The organism is Kibdelosporangium banguiense, assembly GCF_017876405.1.
In the GTDB taxonomy this organism is placed as follows: Bacteria; Actinomycetota; Actinomycetes; order Mycobacteriales; family Pseudonocardiaceae; genus Kibdelosporangium; species Kibdelosporangium banguiense.
Map to the genome: position 1 here is coordinate 1,336,228 of NZ_JAGINW010000001.1, position 25,510 is coordinate 1,361,737.

The following is a 25,510-nucleotide window of genomic DNA, read 5'->3' on the forward strand; positions in this document are numbered from 1 at the left end:
TGGGGGATGAAACTGAGGGGTCAGTATGCGAAGAAGTATCAGTGTGGCCGTGCTGGCCGCACTGGTGGGCGCGGCGGTCACAACACCGGCCGCCGCGCAACCACCGACTGAAACGCCTGCCACAGAACCGAAGACCGTCACGCTGATCACCGGCGACCGGGTCACCGTCGCCCAGCGCGGCGGCAAATGGGACGTGCAGGTCGAAGCAGCGGGTGCGGAACACGGATTTCTCAAGCATTCCGGGCCCAACGGCGTCACGGTCATCCCAATGGCCGTGGCGCCGTTGGTGCGTTCGGGCAAGCTTGATCGCGCGCTGTTCGACGTAACCGGATTGATCAAGCAGGGGTACGACGACGCCCGGACGCCGGAGATCCGGCTGCTCGTGGAATCCAGCGGCGCCAAGGCATTGGGCAAGGTGACCCGCGAGCTCGGCGGGCTTCCGCTGTCACGGTGCTGAAGAACAAGACCGCCGGACGACGGCATTCCGCACTCCTGTTGCCGGACAACCGATACCGTCGCGGATGAGTGTCGCCGATCTGGATGCCAGGCGTGGCAACCAGATCAAGGCCGAAGTGGACGAACACACGGTGCCCAGCGATCCGCGGGAGCGACCGGTATCCGGTTCGACGACGGCAATGTCGGCGTCGAAATGACCACTCCATTGAGCGACGCCACTTATACCGTTCCGGTGAAAAGCACTCTCTTCACACACTATGCCCGCGCCCAGCTCACCGGAACGGGATACAGATATGAGCTCGCTTTCCCGCATCCCGGCGGGATTCCGGCCGACGTCCGCTATCGCGTGCGCAATCGCGATCTCGCGACTGTGAAAGCCACGTATCACGGCGGTTGGGGGAACGGAGTGAAGGAACACGTCGCCAAGTCCGGCGACCTGGTGCTGGACTCCTATCGGTATCCCGCCGCGGTCGCGATACCGGGCAAGCAGACCGAGTACTACTCGGCCGGTGTGTAATGGCTGCACTATTTGATGGTGACCGGCAAGAACGGGCTGACCTACCGGCTCGACCACGAGTCGGTGACCTATCAGCCGGGAGAACACCGTTCGCCGGCCTGGAACAAGGCTGCCGGGCCGAACCTGGCCGGGCCGGCACCGCCGTTCCGCCGGTCGTCGAACCACGCGTACCGGCAGGGCGACCAGATCATGGTGGCGTTGCCGATGTTCTCGGACTCCGCTGGTCATTCCGGATATCCGGAGCCCGTCGACCAGGGCTCGGTCTCGGTCCGTACCAGCGCGTCCGATCCGGACGGAAACACGGTTTCCCAGACGATCATCCGGGCATACCAGGTGAAATGACCTACGGCGGGTCCGCCCCAGGGCAGGCCCGTCCCCCTTAAGGGGTGGTCCTACCCAGGGCTGACGCGGACTGTCGGTGGGTGGGCCTACTGTCAGGTCCATGTCGATCGACGCCAGGGCCTTGACCAACGGCCTGACCGCAGCCGAGGTCGCCGAGCGCGTTGCCGCCGGCCAGACCAATGACGTGCCCGCGCGGGCCAGCCGGACCGTCGGCCAGATCGTCCGGGCCAACGTGCTCACCAGGATCAACGCCATCTACGGCGTGCTCTTCGCGATCATCATGTCGACCGGCTACTTCCTGGACGGCATGTTCGGCCTGCTGATCATCTTCAACAGCGGCATCGGCATGATCCAGGAGCTGCGGGCCAAGCGCACCCTGGAGAAACTGGCCATCGTCGGCCAGGCCAAACCGACTGTGCGGCGCGATGGCGTCTCGGTGGAGCTGGCGCCCAACGAGGTCGTGCTCGACGACGTGATCGAGCTGGGTCCCGGTGACAAGGTCGTGGTCGACGGCGTGGTGCTGACCGCGGACGCGCTGGAGATCGACGAGTCACTGCTGACCGGTGAGTCCGACCCGGTCGTGAAACACCCCGGCGACCAGGTGCTCTCCGGCAGCTTCGTGGTCGCGGGCGGCGGCGCCTACCGCGCGACGAAAGTCGGGCGCGACGCGTACGCGGCCAAGCTGGCCGAGGAGGCCAGCAAGTTCACCCTGGTCAAGTCCGAACTGCGCTCCGGCATCGACAAGATCCTGAAGTTCATCACGTTCCTGCTGATCCCGGCGGGCGCGCTGACCATCTACAACCAGCTGTTCAACGTCAACGAGTCCCTCGCCGACGCGCTGCGCGGAATGGTCGCCGCCCTGGTGCCGATGGTGCCCGAGGGCCTCATCCTGATGACCAGCATCGCCTTCGCCGTCGGCGTCATCCGGCTCGGCCAACGCCAGTGCCTGGTCCAGGAGCTGCCCGCGATCGAGGGCCTCGCCCGCGTGGACGTCGTGTGCGCGGACAAAACCGGCACACTGACCGAGAACGGCATGCGCCTGTCCGAGGTCATCAGCTCCAACGGCGACGCCTCGATCTCGCATGCCCTGGCCGCCCTCGTACGCACCGAGGCCCGCCCCAACGCCTCACTCCTGGCCATCGGCGAGGCCTACCCAGCCGCCCCGGGCTGGCAGTCCACTGCGGTCGCCCCGTTCTCCTCGGCCAGAAAGTGGAGCGGCGCTTCCTTCGCAGAGCACGGCAACTGGGTCCTCGGCGCCCCGGATGTCCTGCTCCCGCCCGAAAGTGCCGAACGCACGGAAGCCGAACGCATCGGCTCCCAGGGCCTGCGGGTGTTGTTGCTCGGCCGCACAGACATCGCCGTGGACTCCCCCGACGCACCAGGCGTGGTCACCCCGGCAGCACTCGTGGTGCTGGAGCAGAAGGTCCGCCCGGACGCGAAGTCCACACTGGACTACTTCGCCTCACAGAACGTGACAGTGAAGGTGATCTCCGGCGACAACGCCCTGTCGGTGGGCGCGGTCGCGGGATCCCTCGACCTCCCGAACTCGGCACACCCAGTCGACGCTCGCAATCTCCCCTCCTCCCCGGACGAACTCGCCACAGCCGTGGAGGAAACCGGCGTCTTCGGCCGCGTCACCCCAGCCCAGAAACGCGCCATGGTCGGCGCCCTGCAATCCCGCGGCCACACAGTCGCCATGACAGGCGACGGCGTCAACGACGTCCTCGCCCTCAAAGACGCCGACATCGGCGTAGCCATGGGCTCAGGCAGCCCAGCCACCCGCGCAGTCGCCCAGATAGTCCTGCTGGACAACAAGTTCGCCACTCTGCCCTACGTAGTCGGCGAAGGAAGGCGCGTGATCGGCAACATCGAACGCGTCTCCAACCTGTTCCTCACCAAAACGGTCTACTCCGTACTGCTCGCCCTGATGGTCGGCATAGCCCAGGTCAACTACCCATTCCTGCCCAGGCACGTAACAGTGATCGCCTGGTTCACCATCGGCATCCCAGCATTCGTGCTGTCCTTGGCCCCCAACAACGAACGCGCCCGCACAGGCTTCGTCGCCCGCGTCATGCGCATGGCCATCCCAGCCGGCGCCATCATCGCCACAGCAACCTTCGTCTCATACATGCTCGTCCGCACCACAGCCACCAACGAACAAGCAGGAACAACAGCGCTGATCACCCTGATGATCGTCGCCCTCTGGGTCCTGGCCATAGTCGCCCGCCCATACAAGTGGTGGAAGATCGCCCTCATCGCCCTGATGACCGGCGCGTCATTCCTCCTGTTCGTCCTCCCCTTCACCCAACGCTTCTTCGCCCTCGACCCAACCAACACCGCCCACACAACCCTCGCCCTGACCACAGCCGCCATCGGCGTCCTCCTGGTCGAAATCGTCTGGTGGATCCAACGCCGCTTCACCAACCTGATCCCAGAACAGGACCCAGAACCCACAACCGCGCAGTAGGAGGAATGGGCTTGCCCCGTTTGCCCGCCCGGCGAGGGCATATCTCTCAACAGATGAGGAGCCGCAATCACAGGCGAGTGAGCAAACTTAAGCAGCGTGCCGATCCTGACTGGCGGGACGGAGCCACGGGTGGGTAGGACCAGACCGGCGATCCTCATCAGAGCCAGAAGCGGAACGCACAGGCTCGTCGTCGTGCCGGGCGGTAGGCGCGGGATCGCCACCCCGCCGATGCTCCCGTTGCACGAGGTACAGCAGCGCAACCCCGGCCAGCAGCGGAATGTGAGACAGCAGGCGGGATGCAGGAACACCGACTGTAGTGGCCTCCACCAGCGAAAAGACTATGAGCGCGCCGACGAACACGGCTACGGCGGGCAGCAGGCCGCTGGCCCGGCGGGTCTGCCAAGCGGCGGCCAGCATGGCCAGGCCGAGTGCGAGGTTCCAGGCGGCTCCCTCACTGACCAGATGCCCGGTGAGGGTTCCGCCGTGACCGGTGTGTACCGAAGTACCGAAGAGCTGAGCCACGGCGAGCAGCAGCTGGATCATGCCGACCCCGGCAAGCAGGATCCGCGCGACAGGCCGCCGTGCCCGCGGTGCCTGCTCCGCCAGTACGGCGTCGACCAGATCCGGTGTGGGTACGAATTCGCGGACACGGACACGCCGGTTCAGGGCTGCCGCGGCTTCGTACCAGGCGGGGCAGTCCGGGCATGTCTCGAGGTGCGCGTCGACCTCAGCCGGGGGCATCGGCGAGTCCTCGCCGTCCAGCCGGGCGGACAGGGCCTGTATGCAAGTCCCACAGTCCATGCCTACATAGTCGCGCGGATCGCGGCTTGAGTTCCCATCAACCCTTGCGTTCGAACAGGGCGAGCAGCTCGGCGCGGCCGAACATGCGGGCTGTGTCCACCGCTGAGGGGGTGCCGGCGAACGGGTCCGCGCCGCCGGCGAGCAGCGCCTTGACGACCTCGTCCGCGGCCTTGAACACTGCTCCCGCTATCGGGGTCTGGCCGCGGTCGTTGGCCTTGTTCGCGTCCGCGCCCAGTTTGACCAGGCAGGACACCGCGGCAGCGTGTCCGTGGTACGCGGCCAGCATGATCAGTGTGTCGCCGGCCTCGTTGGACAGGTTCACCGGGATTCCGGCTCCGACCAGCTCTTCGAGCGCCGGGGCGTCACCGCAACGGGCCGCGTCGAAGGCGCGGCCGGCGAGCTCTTGATCTCCCACTCGGACCAGGGTGGCACACCCCGCTGACCTCGGCACAACCATCCCATGACCGGGCCACTGATTCGCGGGTAACGTTTTGGAAATAATTTGCGTCGCGTGAATACGACGAGTCGTCGTTTGTAAGCCGTAAGTGATATCAATACGGAGCGCTTTCGGTCGATCGCCCGCCGTGTATCCAGCTGCGGCGGACATGAGAACGGGTAGCCCACATCCGTCGCGTTTCACGGACGTGAACTACCCGCTCACAGTGCCCCCGACCGGATTCGAACCGGCACTCCAACCCTTTTAAGGGGCTTGCCTCTGCCTGTTGGGCTACGGGGGCGCAGGAAGCCTAAGCGTTCCGGCGCTCCCTTCGAAGCCACTTTGCTACAACTCATCCGCCTGGCCCAATGAATTGGTCCGGTCAGCTCTTGGCTGCCCGGATGAATTCGGTCTTCGGATCCTGAAGCTGTCCCATCGAGATCACCTCGCGGCGCAGCACGAAAGCGCCGAGCCAGTCGAACATGATCCGGACCTTGCGGTTGAACGTGGGCATCCGCGACAGGTGGTACGCCCGGTGCAGGCCCCACGCGAGGAACCCCTTGAGCCGGATCACCCCGAGCACATCGGTAACACCTTTATAGAGCCCCAGAGAGGCCACAGAGCCCTGATACTTGTGCACATAGGGTCGCTGCTGCTTCCCGCGCAGCGAAGCCAGCACGTTGGGAACCAGCCGCTTGGCCTGGCGCACGGCGTGCTGAGCCGACGGGCTGCATGTCGCCGTCGGGTCCTCGGCGGTGCGCGACAGGTCCGGAACGGCGGCGCAGTCGCCGGCCGCCCACACGTCCGGCAGGCCTTCGACCTGCAGCTCGGCCGTGCACCGGATCCGGCCGCGCTGGTCCAGCGGCAGGTCGGTGTTGGCCAGCATCGGGTTCGCCTTGACGCCCGCGGTCCAGATGATCGTGTCCGCTTCGAACTCGGTGCCCTCGTCGAGCACCACGTGCCCGTCCTCCAGCGACTTGACCCGGGTCTCCAGGAAGACCTCGATGCCGCGCTTCTCGAGCACCCGGACGGTGTAGACGCCCATCTTGGCGCTCACCTCGGGCATGATCCGGCCGGTCGCCTCGACGAGCACCCACCGCATGTCCTTGCGGTCGATGGTGTCGTAGTAACGGATCGCGTAGCGGGCCATGTCCTCGAGCTCGGCCAGCGCCTCGACGCCCGCGTACCCGCCGCCGATCACGACGAAGGACAGCAGCTTGCGCCGCAGCTCCGGGTCCGTGGTCGACGCGGCCAGGTCCAGCCGGGACAGCACGTGGTTGCGGAGGTAGATCGCCTCGCCGACGGTCTTGAAGCCGATGCCGCGCTCTTCCAGGCCCGGGATCGGCAGCAGCCGCGACACGGAGCCGGCCGCGTTGATCAACAGGTCGTACTCGACCTCGTCGGTGTGCCCGTCGATGGACTCGACGGTCACCTTCTTGGCCGCGTGCTCGATCTTGGTCACCCGGCCGGTCAGCACGTGGCAACGAGTCAGCACCTTGCGCAACGGCACGACCACGTGCCGCGGCTCGATGGAGCCGGCTGCCGCCTCCGGCAGGAACGGCTGATAGGTCATGTGCGGCTGGGGGTCGACCACCGTCACCGACGCTTCGAGCGACCGCAGTTTCCGCTGCAGGCCCAACGCGGTGTACAGCCCGACATACCCACCGCCGACGATGAGAATCCGCTTCGGCTGCTTTTTGCCCTTGGCCATGCGCCCATCGTCGCACCATCTCGTCACCGCCGCGCGTCGCCCCTGGTCAGGTGTGACGCCGGTCGCGCGTGTTCACTGTGGACGCTTCATGATCAACCGGGCGGCCAGCAGCGCCAGCGCCGCCACGCCGATCAGCGCGGCGATCTCCAATCCCGCTGGTGTAACGGTTTTCGGCACCAGCGCGGCCACCCCGGCCAGTGCGAAGACCAGCACCTGCACGAGTACGAACCGGACCGCCGCCGGCCGCAGCGCGGCCAGGTGCACCCGGGCAGTGCCGGGAATCACAGCGGTCACCGCGGATCCGATGTGGACGAGGTGGACCAGCGGCAACAGCAGGAGAACACCGATACCGAAAGGATCTTCGGACGCCACCGCCAGGCACACCGCCGTGGCGATGATCACGAACGAGGGTGCCGGGGACGCGGGCGCCAGCACCGTCAGTACGCCGAACAATCCGACAAGTCCGACCGGGAGCCAGGAAACCCCTTGGCCCGCCAGCAAAACCATGATCAGAACCACCGCGCAGCCGACCACGCCGCGCAGTACCCAGGCCGGTATCCCGGCGGTGAGGTTCACCGCCGGCCCCGGGCGAGCCCGCGCAGTGTGGCGGACGCCTCATCGCCCCACTTCAGCACTGGGATTCCGTGCTGCCGCAACGTTTCCAGTCGCATTTCGTGTTCGGTCCGCAACACCTTGAGCACGACCTCTCCCCAGGGGTCCTTCGCCACCGCGACCAACGGGTCCGGCAGCAGATCCATTGCCAGCACACGGGTTCCCCGCCGGACGACCGTCGCGGTGAGATCCACCATCGCGTCGTCGAGGAACGGTGAGAGCACGATCACGAGCGCGCCCGGCGGCGCCTGCTGAGGCCGCAGGACCGGCCGGGGCGCCCATCCCGCGGAGCGGGAACAGATCACCAGCTGGTGCCTGATCTTGAGCAACTGGCGTGACCCGGAACCGGGCGGCACGCTCAGCTGCGGGCGTCCCATGTCGACGAGCCCGACCCGGTCGCCCTGCCGCAGGTAGCTCGCGGCAAGCGAACTCGCCGCGCGCACCGCGATGTCCAGACTGCCGCCCTCACGCACGCCACTGCCCGGCACGGCCAGCGCCCAGTCAGCCAGTTCGGCGCCGACGTCCACCTGTGTGTCGAGCGCGATCACCAGCGTCGCGTCGGCCTCCGCGTGCCGCTCCCGGACATGCAGCAGGTTGGGCGCCAAGACCCCGCCATTGGACGCAGCGGCACGCAGCGAGACCCGCCAGTCGATACGACGCAGCCGGTCACCTGGCTGGAACACGCGGATGTCACGCAGTTCAGTACTGTCGCCTGGGCGCGGCGATCGGTGCACGCCTACCAACCCGGCGGGTCGTGGCGGCAGCGGCCCCGCAGGCAGGGGGACGACCGGCGGCAGCACAGTCCGGCGGCCCTCACGGCCGACGATCGGGCCGTACACACGCAACGCGTCCGGTCCGGTGAATAGCCGGTCGGGCCTGAGGTCGACGCCTTCTCCCCAACCGGCGTGCGCGAGTTCGGTCCGGACCTCCTGAACGGTTCCCGGTAGGAGGTGCACATGGCCGATGCCCCGCTTACGGCCGTACGGCGCACGTAGGGCAACGAGCTCCACGCCCGGACTTGCTTCAATGTCGAACACGGCCTCCGTGTGCTGGCCGGACTCGGTCGCCCTCGGCATCGCGGGCGGGTGGACCACCGGCTCACCGGTCGGCGATCTGGCCGCCAGCACGAGGCTGATCAGCAGTGGCGCCCCGATGAGGACCATCTCCAGGGAGTGCGCGAGCACCCCGGCCGCGACCAGGCCGACACCGACGACCACCGCGCGGTACATGGCGTCGGTGTTCCGCCAGGTGTCAGTGTCCAGCTGCGCCCTGAGCCAGTGCAGAACGCGCACGCTCATCTGGTGCTCGCCGGACCGGGGACCACACCGAGCAACTCGTTGACCACCTGGACGCCGGTCGTGCCGGTGCTCCACGTCTCCGCACGCAACGTCAGCCTGTGTGCCAACGCGGCGACCGCGCACTCCTTCACGTCTTCCGGCAGCACGTACTCGCGGCCGTCCATCACCGCGAGGCAGCGCGACACCAGGAGCAACGCCTGCGAACCGCGCGGTGACGCGCCGATCTCCACGGCGTGGTGCTGCCGCGTGGCGGAGGCCAGGTCGACGCAGTACCGCAACACGTCCGGGTCGACGTCCACCAGCTCGACACCGGCTTGCAGCCGTCGCACGCGCTCGGCGTCGACGACTGGATCGACCTTTGTCTCCTCGCGGCGCCGGGCCAGCCGGCGGCGCAGCACCTCGGCTTCCTCCTCGGCCGGTGGGTAGCCGACGTCCAGCCTGAGCAGGAAACGGTCCAACTGGGCCTCGGGCAGCGGGTACGTACCCTCGTACTCCACCGGGTTGGCGGTTGCCAGGACGTGGAACGGACTCGGCAGCGGATGCGTGTGGCCTTCGACCGTGACTTGCTTTTCCTGCATGGCTTCCAGCAGCGCGGACTGGGTTTTCGGCGGTGTGCGGTTGATCTCGTCGGCCAGCAGCAGGCCGGTGAACACCGGGCCGGCGCGGAAGCTGAACTCCCGCTCGGTCGGGTCGTAGAGGTACGAGCCCGTCACGTCGGCCGGCAGCAGGTCCGGGGTGCACTGCAGGCGGCGGAAGTCCAGGCCCAGCGCCTGCGCGAGGCTGCGGGCCAGCAACGTCTTGCCCAGCCCTGGCACGTCTTCCAGCAGAACGTGGCCGCCGGCCAGGATCGCGGCAAGAGCCAGGCGGGTGGTGCGTTCCCGGCCGACGACGACCGTGCCGACCGCGTCGAGCACCGCACGGCATTCGGCCGCGATCGTGTCGATGTCAAGTCCTATTTGTACGTCTGATGTGGACACCGTGGTCACTTCTCCTCCAGACGGCTGAGCAGCTGGGCCAGCCGGTGCGGGGACGGCAGTTTCGCGTCCGCCTTGGTGATCAGATCGTGTAGTTCCGTGCCGAGCAGGTCCCGGGCCCGTGGATCGGCCAGGCTCACCACGCCGTGCCGGTGCCGCAGCACCGACTGCGCCAGCGTGCGCAGCCTGGGCTGCATCTTCGAGGTGTACCTGCCCGGATCCTTGGCAACCCCGGCGAGCCTGCTGGACAGCACACTGGCCTGGTGCGCGGTCAGTGATTCGGGCTTGGCCGGCATCGACTTCCACGTCGGCGCCGCCACCCCGGCGAGCGCCGTGGCCACGAACGTGCACGCCATGACCGGCAACGCGACCGTGACGGCCCAGAACACCGGCAGGACCATCAGCCACTTGGCGACCGCCCACGCGACCAGGCCCGTGGCCAGCGCGGTCAGAATCGAGTGCAGTGGCCTCATGAGATCTTTTCCAGAGCGCTACGGGCCCGGCGGGCATCGGCCTGGGTGACCGAGCCGGGTTCGCCGAACCTCGCCCGGTGATAGAGATTCTTCAGCTCCCCCAACGCTTCCGCGTCCATGGTGTGACCGGCGAGGACGGCGGCGGTGAACTCGGTCGGCGTCTGATGCGGCTCCCGCGGGGTGCCGGTCTCCGCCGCGGACTCCTCCAGCCGTACCCAGGCCGCGATCACTGCGTCCGACGGTGGCCCGCCCATTTTCTGGTCCATCTCAGCCAGTGCTCGCTTGGTGACCGTGGCCAGCCATTGCTCCCCCGTCATCCCGCTGTCCTCGTCGAGCGGCTGCTGCAGCCTCGTTCGCCGTTGCCTGCGCCGCAACCTGATCCCCGTCAGCATCGAGATCAGCATGGCCAGCCCGAGCAGGACCGCGATACCGACCAGGATGATCAGCACGATCGCGCCGTACGCGATCGGTTCCGACGAGATCGACGGCGCCTCCGGAATGGGCAATCCCTGGACTTGTGGCGGCGTCGGCGGGCCGGGGGCAGGCGTGCCAACTGGTATCCCCGAGGTCCCCCTGGCCGCCAGTACCGCCAGCAGAAGCAGCGCCCCCACCGCGAGCAAAGCCGCGAGCCTGACTTTCATCCACCGAGCATCCCAAACAGATGCCGATATGCCCACCCGGAAAATCCGGCCTGGCGGGCCCGATCAGGATCGGCCCGCCAGGATCCGCTCAGCGGTTGGAAGCGTTCTGCACGAAGGCGGCCAGGTCCGCGGACTGGGCCAGCCGGCTGGGTTCGTGGATGTACATCATGTGACCGGCCGGGTAGTACTTGGTCTCGATGTTGGCGCGCAGTTGCTCGGGAATCGCGAGGTGCGCGAGGACATGCTCGGCCGCGTAGTACGGCGTCGCGCCGTCCAGGTAGCCCGAAGCGACGTGCACCTTCAGGTTGTGGTTCGCGCGCAGCGCGGCCGACAGCTTGTTCGCCACGGTGACGGAAGCGTTCTCGAATTCCTTGTAGGACCAGGGATGGACGTTCCCGGTCAGGACTTCGTACGGCAGATCGTTGGCATAGTTCAGTTCCGCCCGGACGTAGTGGTTCAGCGCGGCGGTGTACGGGCCGAGAATGGCCGTGTAGGACGGGTCCTCGCTGAACAGTTCCCGGCCGTAGTCGTTGTCCCACCCCAGGAATCGGGCGTCCAGCCGACCGGTGACCTGACGGCGGGAGCGCAGCAGCTCGGTAAAGAACCTGACGTGTTCGATCCGGAGGTTCACGCGGTCCACATAGTCCGCCGAGAGTCCGGTCAGCGCCGCGATACGTTCCACAATAGACTGACGGTCGGCGAGACGGGAACCCTGTGCCAGCGCCCAGGGGTAGTCGCGGCTGGCGAACTCCTCGGCTTCGGCGAGCAGCTCGTCAAGCGGGCGATCGCCGTGCAGGCCGTGGTAGTGTGCGATGGCCGCGTAGGTCGGCAGGAACAGGGCGTACGGCAGGTCGTTGCCCTCGTTGAAATCGATCGTCCCGAAGTCGAGGACGGACGAGATCAGCATGATCCCGTTGAGGTACATGCCGTGCCGCGACTGCAGATGTTCCGCCAGCCCGGCTGCGCGCAGCGTCCCGTAGGACTCACCGGCCAGGAATTTTGGTGACAGCCAGCGTTCGTTACGCGACGTCCACAACCGGATGATCTCGCCGACCGACTCCAGGTCCGGCCCGAAACCGTGGTACTCGCCGGGCTTCTCCCCCTTCACCGCACGCGAGTAGCCAGTGGACACCGGATCGATGAACACCAGATCACTGTGCCGCAACAAAGTTTCCTGGTTGTCGACGAGCTCGTATGGCGGCTTCGCGAGGTCACCCGCGTCTCCGGCGAGCACGCGACGCGGGCCGAACACCCCCAGGTGCAGCCACACGCTCGACGACCCGGGGCCACCGTTGAACGCGAACGTCACCGGCCGCCGCGCCGGATCGGCGCCGTCCATTGTGTAGCTGGTCAGGAAAACCTCGGCCTTGGCGAGATTCCCGTCGAACTTGCCGTCAGTGAGGACCTCTCGTCGCAGCACCACCCGTCCCGCGGTCGCGGTATACGACAGATCACCCAGCGTATGGCTGGTGGTGACCAGGTCGTCCACGGGATCTTCAGGTTTGGGCTGCTCCTGCACTTCTGCCATATACGCACCCTATGTGGTGGACAATCCTGGATCATGCTGGATTCCCTGGACGAACTCGACCGCGCGGTGACCTCCTGCCGCTCGTGCCCCCGCCTGGTGCGCTGGCGCGAACAGGTCGCCCTGGAGAAACGGGCCGCGTTCCGGGACTGGGACTACTGGGGCAGGCCAGTACCGGGCTTCGGCCCCGCGGACGCCCGCATAGCCATAGTCGGCCTCGCCCCAGCCGCCCACGGAGCAAACCGGACAGGCCGCATGTTCACCGGCGACCGCTCCGGCGACGTCCTCTACGCCGCCTTGCACGCCGTCGGCCTCGCCTCCCAGCCAACCGCAACCCACATCGACGACGGCCTGACCCTGCACGACGTCCGGATCACCGCACCCGTGAAATGCGCCCCACCCGCCAACAAACCCACCCCCGGCGAACGCGACACATGCCGCCCCTGGCTCATCCGCGAACTCGCCCTGCTGCGCCCCACCCTGCGCACAATCGTGGTTCTCGGCGCCTTCGGCTGGCAGGCCCTGCTACCCGCCTTGGCCAACTGGCAGATTCCCCTGCCCCGCCCGAAGTTCGGCCACGGCGTCGCGGTCACTCTGCCCGCCAACGACAACGGCCCGGACCTCACCCTGCTCGGCTGCTACCACGTCAGCCAGCAGAACACCTTCACCGGCAGACTCACCCCAGCCATGGTCGAGGACGTACTGACCCAGGCCAAGCAGTACGCCCGCCTAACATAGGCCGCAATGTTACTACCGGTGGTAGCATCACCATATGACCGCACTGCCTCATGAGCCGATCAACGAGGGTGCGAGCTCGCTCGGCGGCCACGGACAGCCGACAGCGGAGCTCGCACGTCTACTGGGCTTCATCCATGACTTAGGCAAGGTGGCGCCCGAGTTCAAGGAGCTGCTCGAGCGGGTCGAGTCAGCTGCTTCCGGAGCGACAGGGAACGTGCGCGCCCTCGGCCGGGCACGCAAGGTCAGCGTCTCGATGCCAGAAGAGCTGACGATGGCCGTGCAACAGCGGGTGGGCCGTGGTGAGTTCAGTCAGTACGTGACCGAGGCGGTTGCCCGGCAGCTGGAGCTGGACCTCCTGGCCGAACTCGCCGCATTGCTCGAAGTGGAGTACGGCCCTGTGCCGGAGGAGTTCCTGGCGGAGGCTGGTGCGGCATGGCCGGACGTCGAATAGCCGCGGGAGGGACGCTGGTTCTCGACAGCGAGGGCTTGTCGAAGCTCGCCTCCGGAGATTTCCGTGCACGGGCGCACTTGGAGACCGCGCGTGTCCGCCGCGCCAGAGTTGTCGTCAGCGCTGTCACATTGACGGAGGTTCTTCGCGGAGGATCTCGCGATGCGTTGGTTCATCGCGTGCTCTCCCGGATCGTAGTGGCGCCAGTGTCTCCCGAACTGGGACGAGCGGCTGGTGAGTTGCTTGGGACTACAGGGTTGTCCGGTCACCGTGGCGCAATCGACGCCATAGTCGCGGCGACCGCGCTGCAGCAGCCTCGTCCGGTCGTTTTGCTCACCAGCGATCCTGACGACATGAACAGTTTGGTGGAGGAACCCGGCTCCGCCAAGGAACACAGGGTCGTGGTCGTCCACGTGTAGGCCGATGCCCTCTCGAGCCAGGGCTCGAGAGGGCATCCGGGCAACTACTGAGTTACTTCAGGAACTTCGCGCCGCCTACGACTGCCTGGTAGGCGTCGATCTGGCCGTGGCCGTAGAAGCCGTTGAAGTCCAGGCCGCCCTCACAGGTGGCGGTCCAGTCGGCGGGACGGCCCTCGTCGAGGTAGTCGACGGTGCGAGGGGTCGGGCAAGGCGTCGCGGTCGCGGTGCCTTCCAGGACTTTCTCGACCTTGTTCGGGTCGAGGCTGGCGTCGTTGCCCTTGTACTTGCCGTACTGGCTGACGATCAGGGCGGCCACGCCGGTTGCGTGCGGGGCGGCCATCGAGGTGCCCTGCAGCGGACGGTAGTAGGCGCCTGGCCTGTCGAGCTTGAGCACGCCGACTGCGGCACCGTCGGGGGTGACGTTGCCTGCCGCGTCGACGAAGCCCTCGCTGACCAGCACGTTCTGCGGGTAGGTGGACAGGATCATGTTGTCGAGGCTGTTGAACCACGGCGTACCGAAGTAGTCGCGGCGGTAGCCACCCGGCGCGGACACCGAGATCTGCTCCAGGCCGTAGGTGGAGAAGTCGGACTTGGCGCCCGACGGCCCGTAGGACGACACGTTGAGCACGTTCGGGTGCTCCGACGGCATCGACTGGCAGGTCGCGTTGTCGATGTCGCGGTCGTGCGCGGTGCCGGCCGGGAAGTCCGGGCTGGTGGCGTCCGGCAACGGCTTGCCGGCGTCGGTGTGGTCGTTGCCGTAGGCCGAGATCAGCGTGACGCCCTTGTCGTGGGCGTAGCGCAGGGCGCGGGACACGGCGGTCTTGATGGTCCGCTGCTGCTTGCGCTGCTCCGGCGTGTCGGCCGGGTTGTTGTCGCAGTTGTACAGCCACGGGTCCACGTAGAAGGACATGTTGACCACGTCCAGGCCGGCGTCGCCCGCGTAGGTCAGGGCGTTGACGACCGGCTGCAGGAAGAAGTAGCCGGAGTCCTGGCCACCACGGATGTTCACAATGGACACACCCGGGGCCACACCGGACAGGCCGAAGCCGTTGGCCGCGGCCGCGACGATGCCGGCGACGTGCGTGCCGTGGCCGCCGTTGTCCACATCGGCCGGGTCGACGCAGCCGCGGTACTCACACGGGCCGTCGACTTCCTGGCCGAGCTCGTCGAACGGGATGTCCTTGGTGAAGTTGCGCGACAGCGTGCGGTCGAAGTTCGGCGCGATGTCCGGGTGCTTGCCGTCCACGCCGGTGTCCAGGATGCCGACCTTGACGCGCTTGTCGCCGATGGTCTTGTCCCGGGCCAGGTCCGCGCGGATCGACTTCAGGCCCCACAGCTGCTCGTCCAGCGGGTCCAGGCCGACCGGGGTCTTCGCCTTGTTCTGTGCCTTGTTGCCGTTGCCGCGGTCCTTCTCGATCGCGGCGTCCTTGCGCTTCTTGGCCGCGCGGTCGGGAGCCTGGCCGATCGACTGGACCTTCGCGGCCGACAGCACCGCGTTGGACTTGGCGAGCCGTTCGGTGAAGCCGTTCGCGGGCGCCTTGGCGGTCAGCAGGCCAACCGCGTCGTTGCGCTCCACGACCACACCGCCGGCCGCCTTGACGGCCTGCTCAGCGGACGCGGCCGACGCACCGTCGGCGGTCAGCACGTTGAACTCGATCGAGTCGCCGGACAGCTTGGGCTGCGCCGAGACCGACGGCGTGACCACAAGAGTCAGCAGCAACGGCAGAGCCGAAGCGGCGATCAGTGTCTTTCTCATAGGTAGTCTGCTCCACTCACTACGGCCTGCAGGGCATCCACCTGGCCGGCACCGTAGAAACCATTGAAGTCCGGTCCACCCAAGCAGGTGGCCGTGTAAGTCGCATCCCGGCCCTCTTTGATGTAGTCGACGGTCCGGGGCGTCGGGCACGGGGTCTTGGTCGCGGTGCCCTGCAGCACACGCTCAACACGGTCCGGGTTCAGCGTGACGCCACCACGGGCGTCGTAGTTGCCGAACTGGCTGACGATCAGAGCCGCGACACCGGCGGCGTGCGGCGACGCCATCGACGTGCCCTGCAGCCACTGGTAGAACGCGGGGGTGCCGTCCGGCTTGGTGTCCTTCTTCACGCCCACAGCCAGACCGGCCGGGGTGACGTTGCCTGCGGCGTCGATGTGGCCGTTGGCGAGCGCCACGTTACGCGGGTAGGTCGACAGGATCCGGTTCTCGATCGTGTTGAACCAAGGAGTTCCGAAGTAGTCGCGGGCGTAGCCACCCGGCGCCGACACGGAGATCTGCTCGGTGCCCCAGTTCGAGTAGTCAGCCTTGGCACCCGAGGGGCCGTACGAGCTGACGCCGACGGTGTGCACACCCTCGATCGGCAAGGACTGGCACGTCGTGTTGTCGATGGTGCGCGGGTGCGTGGTGCCCGCCGGGTAGTTCGGGCTGGAGGCGTCCGGCAGCGGGTTGCCGAGGTCGGTGTGCTGGTTGCCCAGCGACACGACCTGGGTCACGCCCTTGCGGTAGGCGTAGTCCAGCGCGCGGTTCATCGCGGTCTTGATGGTCCGCTGCTGGGCCTGCTGCTCGGGCGAGTCGGCCGCGTTGTTGTCGCAGTTGTACAGCCACGGGTCGACGAAGAACGACATGTTGACCACGTCGAGCCCGGCGTCACCGGAGTACGTGATGGCGTTGACGACCGGCTGCAGGAAGAAGGTGCCGGAGTCCTGCGCACCACGGATGTTCACGATCGACACACCCGGCGCGACGCCGGACAGGCCGAAGCCGTCCGCGGCGGCCGCGATAGTGCCGGCGACGTGCGTGCCGTGGCCGTTGTCGTCCCAGTCGACCGGGTCGACGCAGCCGCGGAACTCACATGGGCCGTCGACTACCTGGCCAAGCTCGTCGAACGGGATGTCCTTGGCGAAGTTGCGCGACAGCGCGCGGTCGAAGTTCGGCGCGATGTCGGGGTGCGTGCCGTTCACACCGGTGTCGAGGATGCCGACCTTGACGCGCTTGTCACCGATCGTGCGGTCACGCACAAGGTCGGCGCGGATCGACGTGAGACCCCAGAGGTTGCTGTCCAGCGGGTCCATGCCCACCGACTGCGTCTGCGCCTGCGTGCGGGCCTTGACCTTGGCCTTGGCGGCCTTCTGCAGGGCCGGGCTGGCCGACGCGGCCTTGCCGGTCTGTTCCTTCTCCACCACGCCCGGCTTCGGGGCCGGCTTGGCCTTCGGCGCCGTGCCGACCGACCGGGTCCGGGCGGCCGCCGACACGCCGTGTGCCTTGCTGACGCGCTCGGTGAACCCCTGTTCCGGCGCGGAAACCGTGATCAGGCCGACCACGGCGTTGCGGGAAACAACCTCGCCACCAGCCTGCTTGGCGGCGAATTCGATCGAATCGACGCTCACACCGTCCGCGGCGAGAACGTTGTATTCGACCTTCTTGCCCGACAGTGACGGAAGCGCCGACGCGGCCGGCGCGGTGACAGCAGTCAGTGCGGCCAGCAACGGTAACGCTGCTACCAACACTCTCTTGCGTCTCACGAATTCTCCCTCGTTTCTACGGAACTACGACCTGCGCCTCCGCGAAATGGCAGGCGCTCGGGTGCCCCGCCACCCGGGTGACAAGTTCTGGTTCCTGTTCTGCGCAGATATCCTGCGCCTTCCAGCACCGTGTGCGGAACCGACATCCGGAGGGTGGATTGATCGGACTTGGTACGTCACCGGTCAATCGGATGATCTCCCGGCGGCCACGCAACTGCGGATCGGGCACGGGCACGGCCGACAGCAACGCCTGCGTGTACGGATGCGACGGCTGGCCGTAAATTTCGTCCTCTGTACCGATTTCGACAACTTTGCCCAGGTACATCACCGCGACCCGGTCGGAAAGGTGCCGGACCACCGACAGATCGTGTGCGATGAACACATAGGACAGTCCGAGGTCACGCTGCAACTCGCCGAGCAGGTTCATCACCTGCGCCTGGATGGAGACGTCCAATGCGGACACCGGCTCGTCGCAGATGATCACTTTGGGGCGCAGGGCGAGCGCCCGGGCGATCCCGATGCGCTGGCGCTGGCCGCCGGAGAACTGGTGCGGGTACCGGTTGATGTGCTCGGGGTTGAGCCCGACCACGTCGAGCAGCTCCCGGACCTTGCCCTCGCGGGAACCCTTCGGCGCCACATCGGTGTGGATCTCGAACGGCTCACCGATGATGTCGCCGACGGTCATCCTCGGGTTGAGCGAGGTGTACGGGTCCTGCAGCACGATCTGGATGTCACGGCGCAGCTTGCGCAGTTCGGCGCCGCGCATCTTGAACATGTCGCGGCCCTCGAACAGCGCGGTCCCGCCGGTCGGCGGCTCAAGGCGCATCAGCACCTGGGCCAAAGTGGACTTTCCGCAGCCTGACTCGCCCACCACACCGAGGGTCTCGCCCTTGAGCAGGTCGAACGAGACGCCGTCGACCGCCTTGACGTGCCCGATCGTACGCTTGAACAGCACGCCCTGACGGACCGGGAAGTGCTTGACCAGGTCCTTGACCTGCAGGATCGCCTCAGCCATTGCTCACCATCTCCTCGGCGAAGTGGCACGCGGAGAACCTGCCGCCGGACAGCCGGTGGAACTCCGGTACTTCCTGCTTGCAACGGTCCACCACACGCGGGCAACGCGGGTGGAACGGGCAGCCGGACGGGATGTTCGCCAGACTCGGCGGCAGCCCTTTGATCGCCGTCAGCTCCTGGCCCTTGAGGTCCATCCGGGGCAGCGACGCCAGCAGCGCCTCGGTGTAGGGATGGCCGGGATTGCGGAACAGCGAGAACACGTCGGCCTGCTCCACGATCCGGCCCGCGTACATCACCGCGATCCGGTCGGCGACCTCGGCGACCACACCGAGGTCGTGCGTGATCAGGATCAGGCCCATGTCGCGTTCCTGCTGCAGGTCGCGCAGCAGGTCCATGATCTGGGCCTGCACGGTGACATCCAGCGCGGTGGTGGGCTCGTCGGCGATCAGCAGCTCCGGGTCGAGCGCGAGCGACATCGCGATCATCGCGCGCTGCCGCATACCGCCGGAGAACTCATGCGGATAGTTACGCACCCGGCCCTTGGCGTTCGGGATCTTGACCAGGTCGAGCAGCTCGACCGCGGCCTTGCGGGCGTCGGCCTTGGAGAGCCCCCGGCGGACCTTGAGCTGCTCCTCGATCTGGAATCCCACGGTGAACACCGGGTTCAGCGCGGAGAGCGCGTCCTGGAAGATCATCGCGATGCCTTCGCCGCGGACCTCCATCCGCCGCTGCGGCTTGGCCTTGAGCAGGTCCTCGCCGTGAAACTTCACCTCGCCGCCGAGAACCACCGCGGGCGGCGTGTCCAGGATGCCCATGATCGTCTGCGCGGTGACGCTCTTGCCGGAGCCGGATTCGCCCAGCACGGCAAGCGTCTCACCGGCGTTGACGTGATACGAGACTCCGTTGAGGACACTCGCGACCCCGTCGCCGGTCCGGAACTCCACCCGCAGGTCGTTGACCTCCAGCAGCGGCGCGGTGTCCGACCGGGCCTCGTCTGACACCACGAACTCGCCCTTTTCTCCGTCGTACACTGTGGACATTCGATTCACCGTGACTTCGGGTCGAGGGCGTCGCGCACCGCGTCGCCGAGCATGACGAACGCCAGCACCGTGATGGTCACCAGGGCGGCTGGGAACAGCAGCTCGTGCGGTGAGGTCTGCACGTAGTCCTTGGCGTCGTTGATCATTACGCCCCAGGACACGACCGGTGGCCGCACCCCGATGCCCAGATAGGCCAGCGTCGCCTCGACACCGATGAACGCGCCGAGCGCGATGGTGGCGTAGACGAGCACCGGCGCCACGGTGTTGGGGAACATGTGCCGGAAGATGATCCGCGGCGTACTCGCGCCCAGCGCCCGCGCCGCCTTCACGTAGTCCAACTGCTTGGCCACGATCGTCGCCGAACGCATGATGCGCATGGACACCGGCCACGACAGCACCGCGATCGAGAGCACCACCTGAATCACGATCGTGGCCTCACCGGGACTGGTGCCCGGCGGGTTGAGCGTGGTCAGGATGACGATCGCGCCGAGCACGAACGGCAGTCCGGCGAAGATGTCACCGAACCGGGAGATGAACGAGTCGGTCAGCCTGCCGTAGAAGCCGGCGATGATGCCCATCAGCGAGCCGATGATCACCGTGAGGATCGTCGCGAGGAGGCCGACCAGCAGCGACGCCCGTGCGCCGTGCATGGCACGGGCCCAGATGTCGTAGCCCTGGAAGGAATAGCCGAACCAGGCGTCGCCGTTGGGCGGCTGGCTCTGCAGGTCCAGGTTGTTCCAGTCGGCCAGCTTGGACGTGAAAATACTGGGGAACAACGCCATCAGCACGATGAAGACGATGATCACACCGGAGATGTAGAACATCGGCTTGCGGCGCAACTGCGCCCACGCGTCGCCCCACAGGCTGCGGGGCTTTCGCTGCCGCTGCGCGGAGTCGTCAACGGCAGCCAGGTCAGTGGCCTCGTGGCTGGCGAAGTCCTCCAGCGCCGGGCCGCCGCCGACGGAGCCGGGGTCAGTCATATCGGATCCTCGGGTCGAGAACGGCGTAGAGCAAGTCGACGATCAAGCTCATGATCAAGTACACCAGCACGAGCAGCACCACGATCGTGGTGACCATGAAGCCCTCTTTGTCCGCGATACTGCGGAAGATCAGGCCGCCGATGCCGTGGATGTTGAACACGCCCTCGGTCACGATCGCCCCGCCCATCAGCGAACCAAGGTCCGTGCCGAGGAACGTGATGACCGGGATGGCCGAGTTGCGCAGCAGGTGCACGCCGACCACGCGGCGGGTGGGCTGGCCCTTGGCGATCGCGGTGCGCACGAAGTCCGCGCGTCTGTTCTCCGCGATACTGGTGCGGGTGAGCCTGGTGATGTAGGCCATCGAGATGCTGCCGACCACGAAGCCGGGCACGATCAGCTCGCCCCATGTCGCTTCGGACGACACCGTCGGTTCGATGATGCCCCACTCGTTGCCCAGCACGATCTGCAGGATCGAACCGGTCACGAACACCGGCAGCGAGATCAGGAACAGTGTCGAGACCAGCACCAGGTTGTCCAGGAAACCCTTGCCCCGCAGACCGGTCAGCACACCGGCGGTGACACCGATGACGATCTGGATCAGCAGCGCGATCAGCGCCAGCCGGACCGTGATCGGGTAGGCGTTGCCGATCAGCTCGCCGATCGAGTTGCCGTTGAAGGTCTGGCCGAAGTCGCCGGTGAACACCTTCCCGAGGTACCCGAAGTACTGCAGGATAAGCGGGTCGTCCAGGCCGTACTTCACGGTCATCGCGTCGACGAAGTCCTGCGGGCACTGCCGGTCGCCGCATTTGCCTGCGAACGGGTCACCCGGAACCGCCCAGACCAGCGTGTAGATCAGAAACGTCGTCCCGAGGAAGACCGGGATGAACTGCAATAGGCGTCGCAGCACATAGCGACCCATGCGTCCACTCCTAAGTGGTGGGAGCTAAACCGCCAAGAGGCCCTGTCCGAGAGTTCCGGACAGGGCCCGATTGGCCGCGAATGCTACTTGACGACTACCGACGAATATTCAAGCTGGCGCTTGAAGTTGAGCTGGGCGGCGGACAGCTTCTTGGAGCGGGCGCCGATGCCCTTCTCGACCCAGGTCGGGATCTTGGGCAGCTCCTTGATGGCCAGCTTCGAGGCCTGCTGGTACAGCTTGATCGACGCGGCCTTGTCGGCCGTGGTGCCTGCCTGCTCGAGCAGCTTGTCGACCTCGGGGTTGGAGTACTTGGCGTCGTTGGACGAGCCACCGGTCTTCACGATCGGGACCAGGAAGTTCTCGATCGACGGGTAGTCCGCGGACCAGTCGGACCGGCTCAGGCCGGTCAGCTGGCGGCCGTTGACGACCTGACGGAACTGGCCGAAGTTCGTGGCCGGCAGGAACTCACACTCGGCGCCCAGCGCGTTCTTGATGCTGTTGCACGCGGCCTCCAGCGGCTCCTTGCGGCCACCGTCGGCGTTGGACATGATCGTGATCTTGCCGGGGAAGCTGCCCTTCACGGTGTCCCACAGCGCCTTGGCCTTGGCCGGGTCGTAGACACAGGCCTCGCCACAGGTGCCCTTCTCGTAGCCCTCGATGCCTTCCGGCACCAGGCCGTCGGCCGGGACGTACGTGCCCTGCAGCACGGTCTTGGTGATCTGCTCACGGTTGATCGCCATCGAGATGGCCTTGCGCACGTCCGGGTTCTTGTACGCCGGGACGTACTCCGGCACGGCCAGCGCGCTGACCGACAGCAGGTTGGCCTTCAGCACCTGGTCGCCCAGGTCCTTCTCGTACTTGCCACCGGCCTTGGCTGACGGCGGCAGGGCCTCCATGAAGTCCAGGTTGTCCGACAGCAGGTCCTTGTAGGCGGCTTCCTGCGCGGCGTAGATCTTGATCGTCAGGTCCTTGAAGTTGACCTTCTTCGTGCCGCTGTAGTCATCGAAGCGGGTGAGCTTGATGTCCGTGTTGGGCGTACGCGAGACGAACTTCAGCGGGCCGTTGCCGATCGGGGCCTTGGCGAAGCCCTCCGGGTCGGCGAAGAACTTGTCCGGCAGCGGCGCGAACGGGGTGTAGCCGATCTTCGACGGGAACACCGAGAACGGGCCGTTGAGGGTGACCTCGAAGGTCAGGTCGTCGACGACCTTCAGGCCGGACATCTTGTCGGTCGCGGGGGCTGGCGCCTTCTGCGGGCCGCTCGGGCCGTCCGGGTCCTCGGTGTGGACGTCCTTGTAGCCCTGGATGTCCTCGAAGAAGGACGCCGCGAGCTGCGCGTTCTTGGAGTTGGCGCCCCAGTTCCAGGCGTCGACGAAGTTCTTGGCCTTGACCTCGGTCCCGTCGTGGAACTTGAAGCCCTTCTTGAGCTTGATCGTCCAGACCTTGGAGTCCGGGGACTGGATCGACTCGGCCACCTCGTTGTAGGTGGCGCCGTCCTCGGGCTTGAACCCGACCAGCTTCGAGTAGATCGCCTCCTGCATCTTCGCGCTACCGGCGTCGGTGGCGTTTGCCGGCAGCATGTCCGTCTCCGGCTCCGTGCCGTAGATCGAGAGCGCACCGTTCGTGTTGCCGCTACCAGCGTTCGGTGTGTTGCTCGTGCTCGTGCCGCTGCCGCCGCTTCCGCATGCCGACAGGGCCAGCGCGAGCGCCAACGGCGTCGCCGTCAGCACCACCAGCCGTGGTTTGCGCATGTGACTCCTCCAGTACCAACCTGCATCAGATCCCGCAGTGTGAGAGGACGTTAACTGGACCGCGGCTGGGCACGTAGTCACAAAGGCGTCACGATGTGAGCCAATTACTCCGATTGGGGGAGGTCGAAAGTTCCGAACACCTCAGAGTTGGGACAGGGCAATACCGTCCAGAATGTCGTGTTCACTGACGGTGAGTTCCTGGATGTGCGGCAGCTGTTCGGCGAGCACCTGGAAGATCAGCGAACCGCCCGCGATGACGTCCACCCGGCCCGGGTGGATGACCGGGATCGCGGCCCGCTCGTCGTGATTCAGCTTGAGCAGCCGGTCGCTCGTGGCGGCGATCGTCTCGCGCGACACCCGTGACAGGTGGATGGCCTCGGAGTCGTACTGCGGCAGATCCAGAGCGATGGCGCCCATCGTCGTGGCTGTCCCGGCGACCCCGATCCACGTCTTGGCCTCGGCCACCGGGACGACGTCGAAGGCCTGCTGGAGGACCTGTGTGGCGAGTTCTCGCCCGGCAGCGATCTCATCGATCGTGGGCGGATCGCTTTTCAGGCAACGCTCGGTGATCCGGACACAGCCGATGTCGGTCGACTTGGCCGCCTTGGGCGTCGCCTTCACACCGTCCCACGTGCCCAGGACCAGCTCGGTGGAACCGCCGCCGACGTCGACGACCAGGAACGGGCCGTCATCCGGGTCGAGGTCACCGACCGCCCCGGTGAACGACAGCGTGGCCTCCTCGTCACCGGAGATCACCTCGGCCGGTACGCCCAGCACCGACCGGGTCATGTCGAAGAAGTCGTCCCGGTTGCTCGCGTCACGCGTCGCGGACGTCGCAACCATGCGCACGCTCTCCGCGCCCTTACGCCGCAGGATCGCCGTGTAGTCCGCGAGCGCCACCCGCGTGCGTTCCAAGGCCTCCGGGTTGAGCATCCCGGTGGCGTCCACGCCCTGGCCGAGCCGGACGACCCGTTGCTCGCGGTGGACGTCACGCAGCCACGATGTGCCGTCATCGCGCTTGGTCACGTCCGCGACGAGCAAACGGATCGAGTTAGTCCCACAATCGATGGCGGCAACCCTTGGCATGCCGCCAATCTACTAGGGCTTAGTTGCTTGGCTTGGGATCCGGCTTGCACGGGTCGGGCGGCACCGGCGCACCCTGGGGAACCGGCCCGTCCGGCGCCGCGGCCGACGAGGACGGCGACCCGGAACCCGACAACTGCGACTGCCCGGCCGATTGCCCGCTCGGCTGCGCGGACGCCGAGGTCGCGGCGCCGGACGTCGGCGTGGTGGACTCGCACGTCGGCGGGGTGCTCGGGCGTGTCACCGACGATGCCGTCGGCTTGGGGCCGAGCGTCGGCGGATCGGCCGGGGTCGTCGAGGGCGGTGGCGGCGGTGGGGGTGGAGGTGGCGGCGGTGGGGTGGTCTGGATCGGCTCCGGCGGCGGCGGGCCGGCAGCCTGGTTCTGGGTGTCCGTCGAGCCACTGCCGGTGCCACCGGTGCCACTACCGGTTCCGGTGCCTGTTCCGAGGCCCGGCGGGATCTCGGTGACGCCCTTCGCGTACGCCTCGGCCCAGAGCAGGACCGTGGTCACGTAGCTGTCGGAGTGGTTGTAGCGGAACACCGCCTGGTAGCGCATCTGCGCATTGCTGAGGTCAACCGGACCCGCGCAGAGGTACTTCCCCGCCGCGGTCGCCGCGTCGTAGATGTTGTGCGGGTTGGAGACGCCGTCGCCGTTGCCGTCGGCCGCGTACGTCCGCCACGTGGCTGGGATGAACTGCATCGGGCCGACCGCACGGTCCCACTGCTCGTTGCCGTCGTACGTGCCGCCGTCGGTGTCGGGGATCGCGGCGAAGCCGTTGCCGTCCAGGACCGGGCCGAGGATCTTCTCGAGCGTGTTGCCCTTGGAGTCGACCTGGCCGCTGTTGCCGTGGTTGGACTCGATCCGGCCGATGCTGGCCAGCAGGGGCCAGGTCAGGTGGCAGCCGGGCATCTGGGCCGCGAGCAACTGCTCGGCCTTCTTGTAGGCGGCCAGCGACGGGCCCGGGATGCCGAGCACACCGGTCGGCACGCTCAACGGGTCGCCCGCGTTGGCCAGCGCGGCCGGGTCGGACGCCAGGCGCTGCAACTCCTGGGAGAGCTGGCTCACCTCCGGCAGCTCACCGCTGGCACCCAGGTCCTCCAGGTCGATACCGAAGAAACCCCGGCCGAGGCCGTTGGCCAACGGGACCACCGGCCGTTCGGTCGTCCCCCAGCCCGACATGGTGTCGCCGGCCAGCGCAGCCGGCACAAGCAAGAGCAAGGCCGCCACCGCCGCGACCCCTCGCTTGCGCCGCAAAAAGCGCATGACCTTACGTCGGGCAGCCCTGTTCAAAGGCGCGAACGACACGGACCCGGCCTCCCCGGAACTCTCGACTCCTCTTGCGACCTGTGAT

Annotated in this window: 26 protein-coding genes and 1 tRNA gene; 8 read left to right on the top strand and 19 right to left on the bottom strand. The window is 67.0% G+C overall.

Annotation, left to right across the window (positions count from 1 at the left end; genetic code table 11):
- Positions 1–25: 25 nt before the first annotated feature.
- From JOF56_RS06340 to JOF56_RS06355, 5 genes are all read left to right on the top strand, one after another.
- Positions 26–457 (top strand): hypothetical protein, encoded by a 432-nt coding sequence (locus tag JOF56_RS06340; RefSeq protein ID WP_209635439.1) that lies wholly within the window; start codon positions 26–28, stop codon positions 455–457.
- Between the two features lie 64 nt (positions 458–521).
- Positions 522–653: a hypothetical protein gene (locus JOF56_RS59420; RefSeq protein ID WP_281065427.1), complete on the top strand. Its 132-nt coding sequence runs from the start codon at positions 522–524 to the stop codon at positions 651–653.
- Between the two features lie 35 nt (positions 654–688).
- The gene (locus tag JOF56_RS06345; RefSeq protein ID WP_209635441.1) at positions 689–973 is read left to right on the top strand and encodes a hypothetical protein; all 285 of its coding nucleotides are present in this window, start codon (positions 689–691) and stop codon (positions 971–973) included.
- 18 nt (positions 974–991) lie between these two features.
- Positions 992–1,315 (top strand): hypothetical protein, encoded by a 324-nt coding sequence (locus JOF56_RS06350; RefSeq protein WP_209635442.1) that lies wholly within the window; start codon positions 992–994, stop codon positions 1,313–1,315.
- Between the two features lie 100 nt (positions 1,316–1,415).
- Positions 1,416–3,782, top strand: coding sequence for an HAD-IC family P-type ATPase (locus tag JOF56_RS06355; RefSeq protein WP_209635443.1), 2,367 nt, complete (start codon positions 1,416–1,418; stop codon positions 3,780–3,782).
- Positions 3,783–3,869: 87 nt separating this feature from the next.
- On the opposite strand, the gene JOF56_RS06360 is transcribed toward JOF56_RS06355, so the two are convergent.
- From JOF56_RS06360 to JOF56_RS06405, 10 genes are all read right to left on the bottom strand, one after another.
- On the bottom strand, positions 3,870–4,583 hold the full coding sequence (locus tag JOF56_RS06360) for a zf-HC2 domain-containing protein (protein ID WP_209635444.1): 714 nt from the start codon (positions 4,581–4,583) through the stop codon (positions 3,870–3,872).
- A gap of 37 nt (positions 4,584–4,620) precedes the next feature.
- Positions 4,621–4,998: an ankyrin repeat domain-containing protein gene (locus tag JOF56_RS06365; protein ID WP_307854951.1), complete on the bottom strand. Its 378-nt coding sequence runs from the start codon at positions 4,996–4,998 to the stop codon at positions 4,621–4,623.
- 248 nt (positions 4,999–5,246) lie between these two features.
- Positions 5,247–5,320, bottom strand: a tRNA-Leu gene (locus JOF56_RS06370).
- Between the two features lie 81 nt (positions 5,321–5,401).
- Positions 5,402–6,730, bottom strand: coding sequence for an NAD(P)/FAD-dependent oxidoreductase (locus tag JOF56_RS06375; RefSeq protein WP_209635446.1), 1,329 nt, complete (start codon positions 6,728–6,730; stop codon positions 5,402–5,404).
- Between the two features lie 72 nt (positions 6,731–6,802).
- Positions 6,803–7,306 carry a hypothetical protein gene (locus JOF56_RS06380; protein ID WP_209635447.1) on the bottom strand — a complete coding sequence of 168 codons (504 nt, stop codon included), beginning with the start codon at positions 7,304–7,306 and terminating at the stop codon, positions 6,803–6,805.
- Positions 7,303–8,640, bottom strand: a complete 1,338-nt coding sequence (locus JOF56_RS06385) for a DUF58 domain-containing protein (protein WP_209635448.1) — start codon at positions 8,638–8,640, stop codon at positions 7,303–7,305. Before JOF56_RS06385 ends, JOF56_RS06380 begins: the two co-directional genes overlap by 4 nt.
- Positions 8,637–9,617: an AAA family ATPase gene (locus tag JOF56_RS06390; protein WP_307854952.1), complete on the bottom strand. Its 981-nt coding sequence runs from the start codon at positions 9,615–9,617 to the stop codon at positions 8,637–8,639. The genes JOF56_RS06385 and JOF56_RS06390 overlap by 4 nt, the downstream gene beginning before the upstream one ends.
- A gap of 5 nt (positions 9,618–9,622) precedes the next feature.
- Positions 9,623–10,087, bottom strand: a complete 465-nt coding sequence (locus JOF56_RS06395; RefSeq protein ID WP_245378171.1) for a hypothetical protein — start codon at positions 10,085–10,087, stop codon at positions 9,623–9,625.
- Positions 10,084–10,728 (bottom strand): DUF4129 domain-containing protein, encoded by a 645-nt coding sequence (locus JOF56_RS06400; RefSeq protein ID WP_209635449.1) that lies wholly within the window; start codon positions 10,726–10,728, stop codon positions 10,084–10,086. The genes JOF56_RS06395 and JOF56_RS06400 overlap by 4 nt, the downstream gene beginning before the upstream one ends.
- An 88-nt stretch (positions 10,729–10,816) precedes the next feature.
- A complete protein-coding gene (locus tag JOF56_RS06405; RefSeq protein WP_209635450.1) occupies positions 10,817–12,256 on the bottom strand; it encodes a S10 family peptidase in 1,440 nt (479 codons plus the stop codon).
- 33 nt (positions 12,257–12,289) lie between these two features.
- Here JOF56_RS06405 and JOF56_RS06410 point away from each other — a divergent pair, with 33 nt between their 5' ends.
- The 3 genes from JOF56_RS06410 to JOF56_RS06420 are packed head-to-tail and all read left to right on the top strand — an operon-like array spanning position 12,290 to position 13,858.
- Positions 12,290–12,991, top strand: coding sequence for a uracil-DNA glycosylase (locus tag JOF56_RS06410; protein WP_209635452.1), 702 nt, complete (start codon positions 12,290–12,292; stop codon positions 12,989–12,991).
- A gap of 34 nt (positions 12,992–13,025) precedes the next feature.
- The gene (locus JOF56_RS06415; RefSeq protein WP_209635454.1) at positions 13,026–13,442 is read left to right on the top strand and encodes a hypothetical protein; all 417 of its coding nucleotides are present in this window, start codon (positions 13,026–13,028) and stop codon (positions 13,440–13,442) included.
- Positions 13,424–13,858 carry a type II toxin-antitoxin system VapC family toxin gene (locus JOF56_RS06420; protein ID WP_209635455.1) on the top strand — a complete coding sequence of 145 codons (435 nt, stop codon included), beginning with the start codon at positions 13,424–13,426 and terminating at the stop codon, positions 13,856–13,858. The genes JOF56_RS06415 and JOF56_RS06420 overlap by 19 nt, the downstream gene beginning before the upstream one ends.
- Positions 13,859–13,910: 52 nt before the next feature.
- Here JOF56_RS06420 and JOF56_RS06425 read toward each other — a convergent pair whose 3' ends face one another.
- From JOF56_RS06425 to JOF56_RS06465, 9 genes are all read right to left on the bottom strand, one after another.
- Entirely contained in the window at positions 13,911–15,614 is a 1,704-nt protein-coding gene (locus JOF56_RS06425) for a S8 family serine peptidase (protein WP_209635457.1), read from the bottom strand.
- Positions 15,611–17,374 (bottom strand): S8 family serine peptidase, encoded by a 1,764-nt coding sequence (locus tag JOF56_RS06430; protein WP_307854953.1) that lies wholly within the window; start codon positions 17,372–17,374, stop codon positions 15,611–15,613. The genes JOF56_RS06425 and JOF56_RS06430 overlap by 4 nt, the downstream gene beginning before the upstream one ends.
- A gap of 16 nt (positions 17,375–17,390) precedes the next feature.
- On the bottom strand, positions 17,391–18,389 hold the full coding sequence (locus tag JOF56_RS06435; protein ID WP_209635459.1) for an ABC transporter ATP-binding protein: 999 nt from the start codon (positions 18,387–18,389) through the stop codon (positions 17,391–17,393).
- A complete protein-coding gene (locus JOF56_RS06440) occupies positions 18,382–19,428 on the bottom strand; it encodes an ABC transporter ATP-binding protein (protein ID WP_209635460.1) in 1,047 nt (348 codons plus the stop codon). Before JOF56_RS06440 ends, JOF56_RS06435 begins: the two co-directional genes overlap by 8 nt.
- Positions 19,429–19,433: 5 nt before the next feature.
- Positions 19,434–20,408: an ABC transporter permease gene (locus JOF56_RS06445; protein ID WP_209635461.1), complete on the bottom strand. Its 975-nt coding sequence runs from the start codon at positions 20,406–20,408 to the stop codon at positions 19,434–19,436.
- Complete coding sequence (locus JOF56_RS06450) at positions 20,401–21,327, bottom strand: ABC transporter permease (RefSeq protein WP_209635462.1); 927 nt, start codon at positions 21,325–21,327, stop codon at positions 20,401–20,403. Before JOF56_RS06450 ends, JOF56_RS06445 begins: the two co-directional genes overlap by 8 nt.
- 83 nt (positions 21,328–21,410) lie before the next feature.
- Positions 21,411–23,075 (bottom strand): peptide ABC transporter substrate-binding protein, encoded by a 1,665-nt coding sequence (locus JOF56_RS06455; protein WP_209635463.1) that lies wholly within the window; start codon positions 23,073–23,075, stop codon positions 21,411–21,413.
- Positions 23,076–23,216: 141 nt separating this feature from the next.
- Positions 23,217–24,161, bottom strand: a complete 945-nt coding sequence (locus JOF56_RS06460; RefSeq protein ID WP_209635464.1) for a Ppx/GppA phosphatase family protein — start codon at positions 24,159–24,161, stop codon at positions 23,217–23,219.
- Between the two features lie 19 nt (positions 24,162–24,180).
- Positions 24,181–25,386 carry a lytic transglycosylase domain-containing protein gene (locus tag JOF56_RS06465; protein WP_307854954.1) on the bottom strand — a complete coding sequence of 402 codons (1,206 nt, stop codon included), beginning with the start codon at positions 25,384–25,386 and terminating at the stop codon, positions 24,181–24,183.
- Between the last annotated feature and the right edge of the window lie 124 nt (positions 25,387–25,510).

Excerpts from the sequence above, each read along its gene's own strand:
- JOF56_RS06340 (WP_209635439.1), top strand. The coding sequence starts at position 26 with ATGCGAAGAAGTATCAGTGTGGCCGTGCTGGCCGCACTGGTGGGCGCG.
- JOF56_RS59420 (WP_281065427.1), top strand. The coding sequence starts at position 522 with ATGAGTGTCGCCGATCTGGATGCCAGGCGTGGCAACCAGATCAAGGCC.
- JOF56_RS06355 (WP_209635443.1), top strand. The coding sequence starts at position 1,416 with ATGTCGATCGACGCCAGGGCCTTGACCAACGGCCTGACCGCAGCCGAG.
- JOF56_RS06360 (WP_209635444.1), bottom strand. The coding sequence starts at position 4,583 with ATGGACTGTGGGACTTGCATACAGGCCCTGTCCGCCCGGCTGGACGGC.
- JOF56_RS06375 (WP_209635446.1), bottom strand. The coding sequence starts at position 6,730 with ATGGCCAAGGGCAAAAAGCAGCCGAAGCGGATTCTCATCGTCGGCGGT.
- JOF56_RS06385 (WP_209635448.1), bottom strand. The coding sequence starts at position 8,640 with ATGAGCGTGCGCGTTCTGCACTGGCTCAGGGCGCAGCTGGACACTGAC.
- JOF56_RS06395 (WP_245378171.1), bottom strand. The coding sequence starts at position 10,087 with ATGAGGCCACTGCACTCGATTCTGACCGCGCTGGCCACGGGCCTGGTC.
- JOF56_RS06400 (WP_209635449.1), bottom strand. The coding sequence starts at position 10,728 with ATGAAAGTCAGGCTCGCGGCTTTGCTCGCGGTGGGGGCGCTGCTTCTG.
- JOF56_RS06405 (WP_209635450.1), bottom strand. The coding sequence starts at position 12,256 with ATGGCAGAAGTGCAGGAGCAGCCCAAACCTGAAGATCCCGTGGACGAC.
- JOF56_RS06410 (WP_209635452.1), top strand. The coding sequence starts at position 12,290 with ATGCTGGATTCCCTGGACGAACTCGACCGCGCGGTGACCTCCTGCCGC.
- JOF56_RS06415 (WP_209635454.1), top strand. The coding sequence starts at position 13,026 with ATGACCGCACTGCCTCATGAGCCGATCAACGAGGGTGCGAGCTCGCTC.
- JOF56_RS06420 (WP_209635455.1), top strand. The coding sequence starts at position 13,424 with ATGGCCGGACGTCGAATAGCCGCGGGAGGGACGCTGGTTCTCGACAGC.
- JOF56_RS06425 (WP_209635457.1), bottom strand. The coding sequence starts at position 15,614 with ATGAGAAAGACACTGATCGCCGCTTCGGCTCTGCCGTTGCTGCTGACT.
- JOF56_RS06435 (WP_209635459.1), bottom strand. The coding sequence starts at position 18,389 with ATGGCTGAGGCGATCCTGCAGGTCAAGGACCTGGTCAAGCACTTCCCG.
- JOF56_RS06440 (WP_209635460.1), bottom strand. The coding sequence starts at position 19,428 with ATGTCCACAGTGTACGACGGAGAAAAGGGCGAGTTCGTGGTGTCAGAC.
- JOF56_RS06445 (WP_209635461.1), bottom strand. The coding sequence starts at position 20,408 with ATGACTGACCCCGGCTCCGTCGGCGGCGGCCCGGCGCTGGAGGACTTC.
- JOF56_RS06450 (WP_209635462.1), bottom strand. The coding sequence starts at position 21,327 with ATGGGTCGCTATGTGCTGCGACGCCTATTGCAGTTCATCCCGGTCTTC.
- JOF56_RS06455 (WP_209635463.1), bottom strand. The coding sequence starts at position 23,075 with ATGCGCAAACCACGGCTGGTGGTGCTGACGGCGACGCCGTTGGCGCTC.
- JOF56_RS06460 (WP_209635464.1), bottom strand. The coding sequence starts at position 24,161 with ATGCCAAGGGTTGCCGCCATCGATTGTGGGACTAACTCGATCCGTTTG.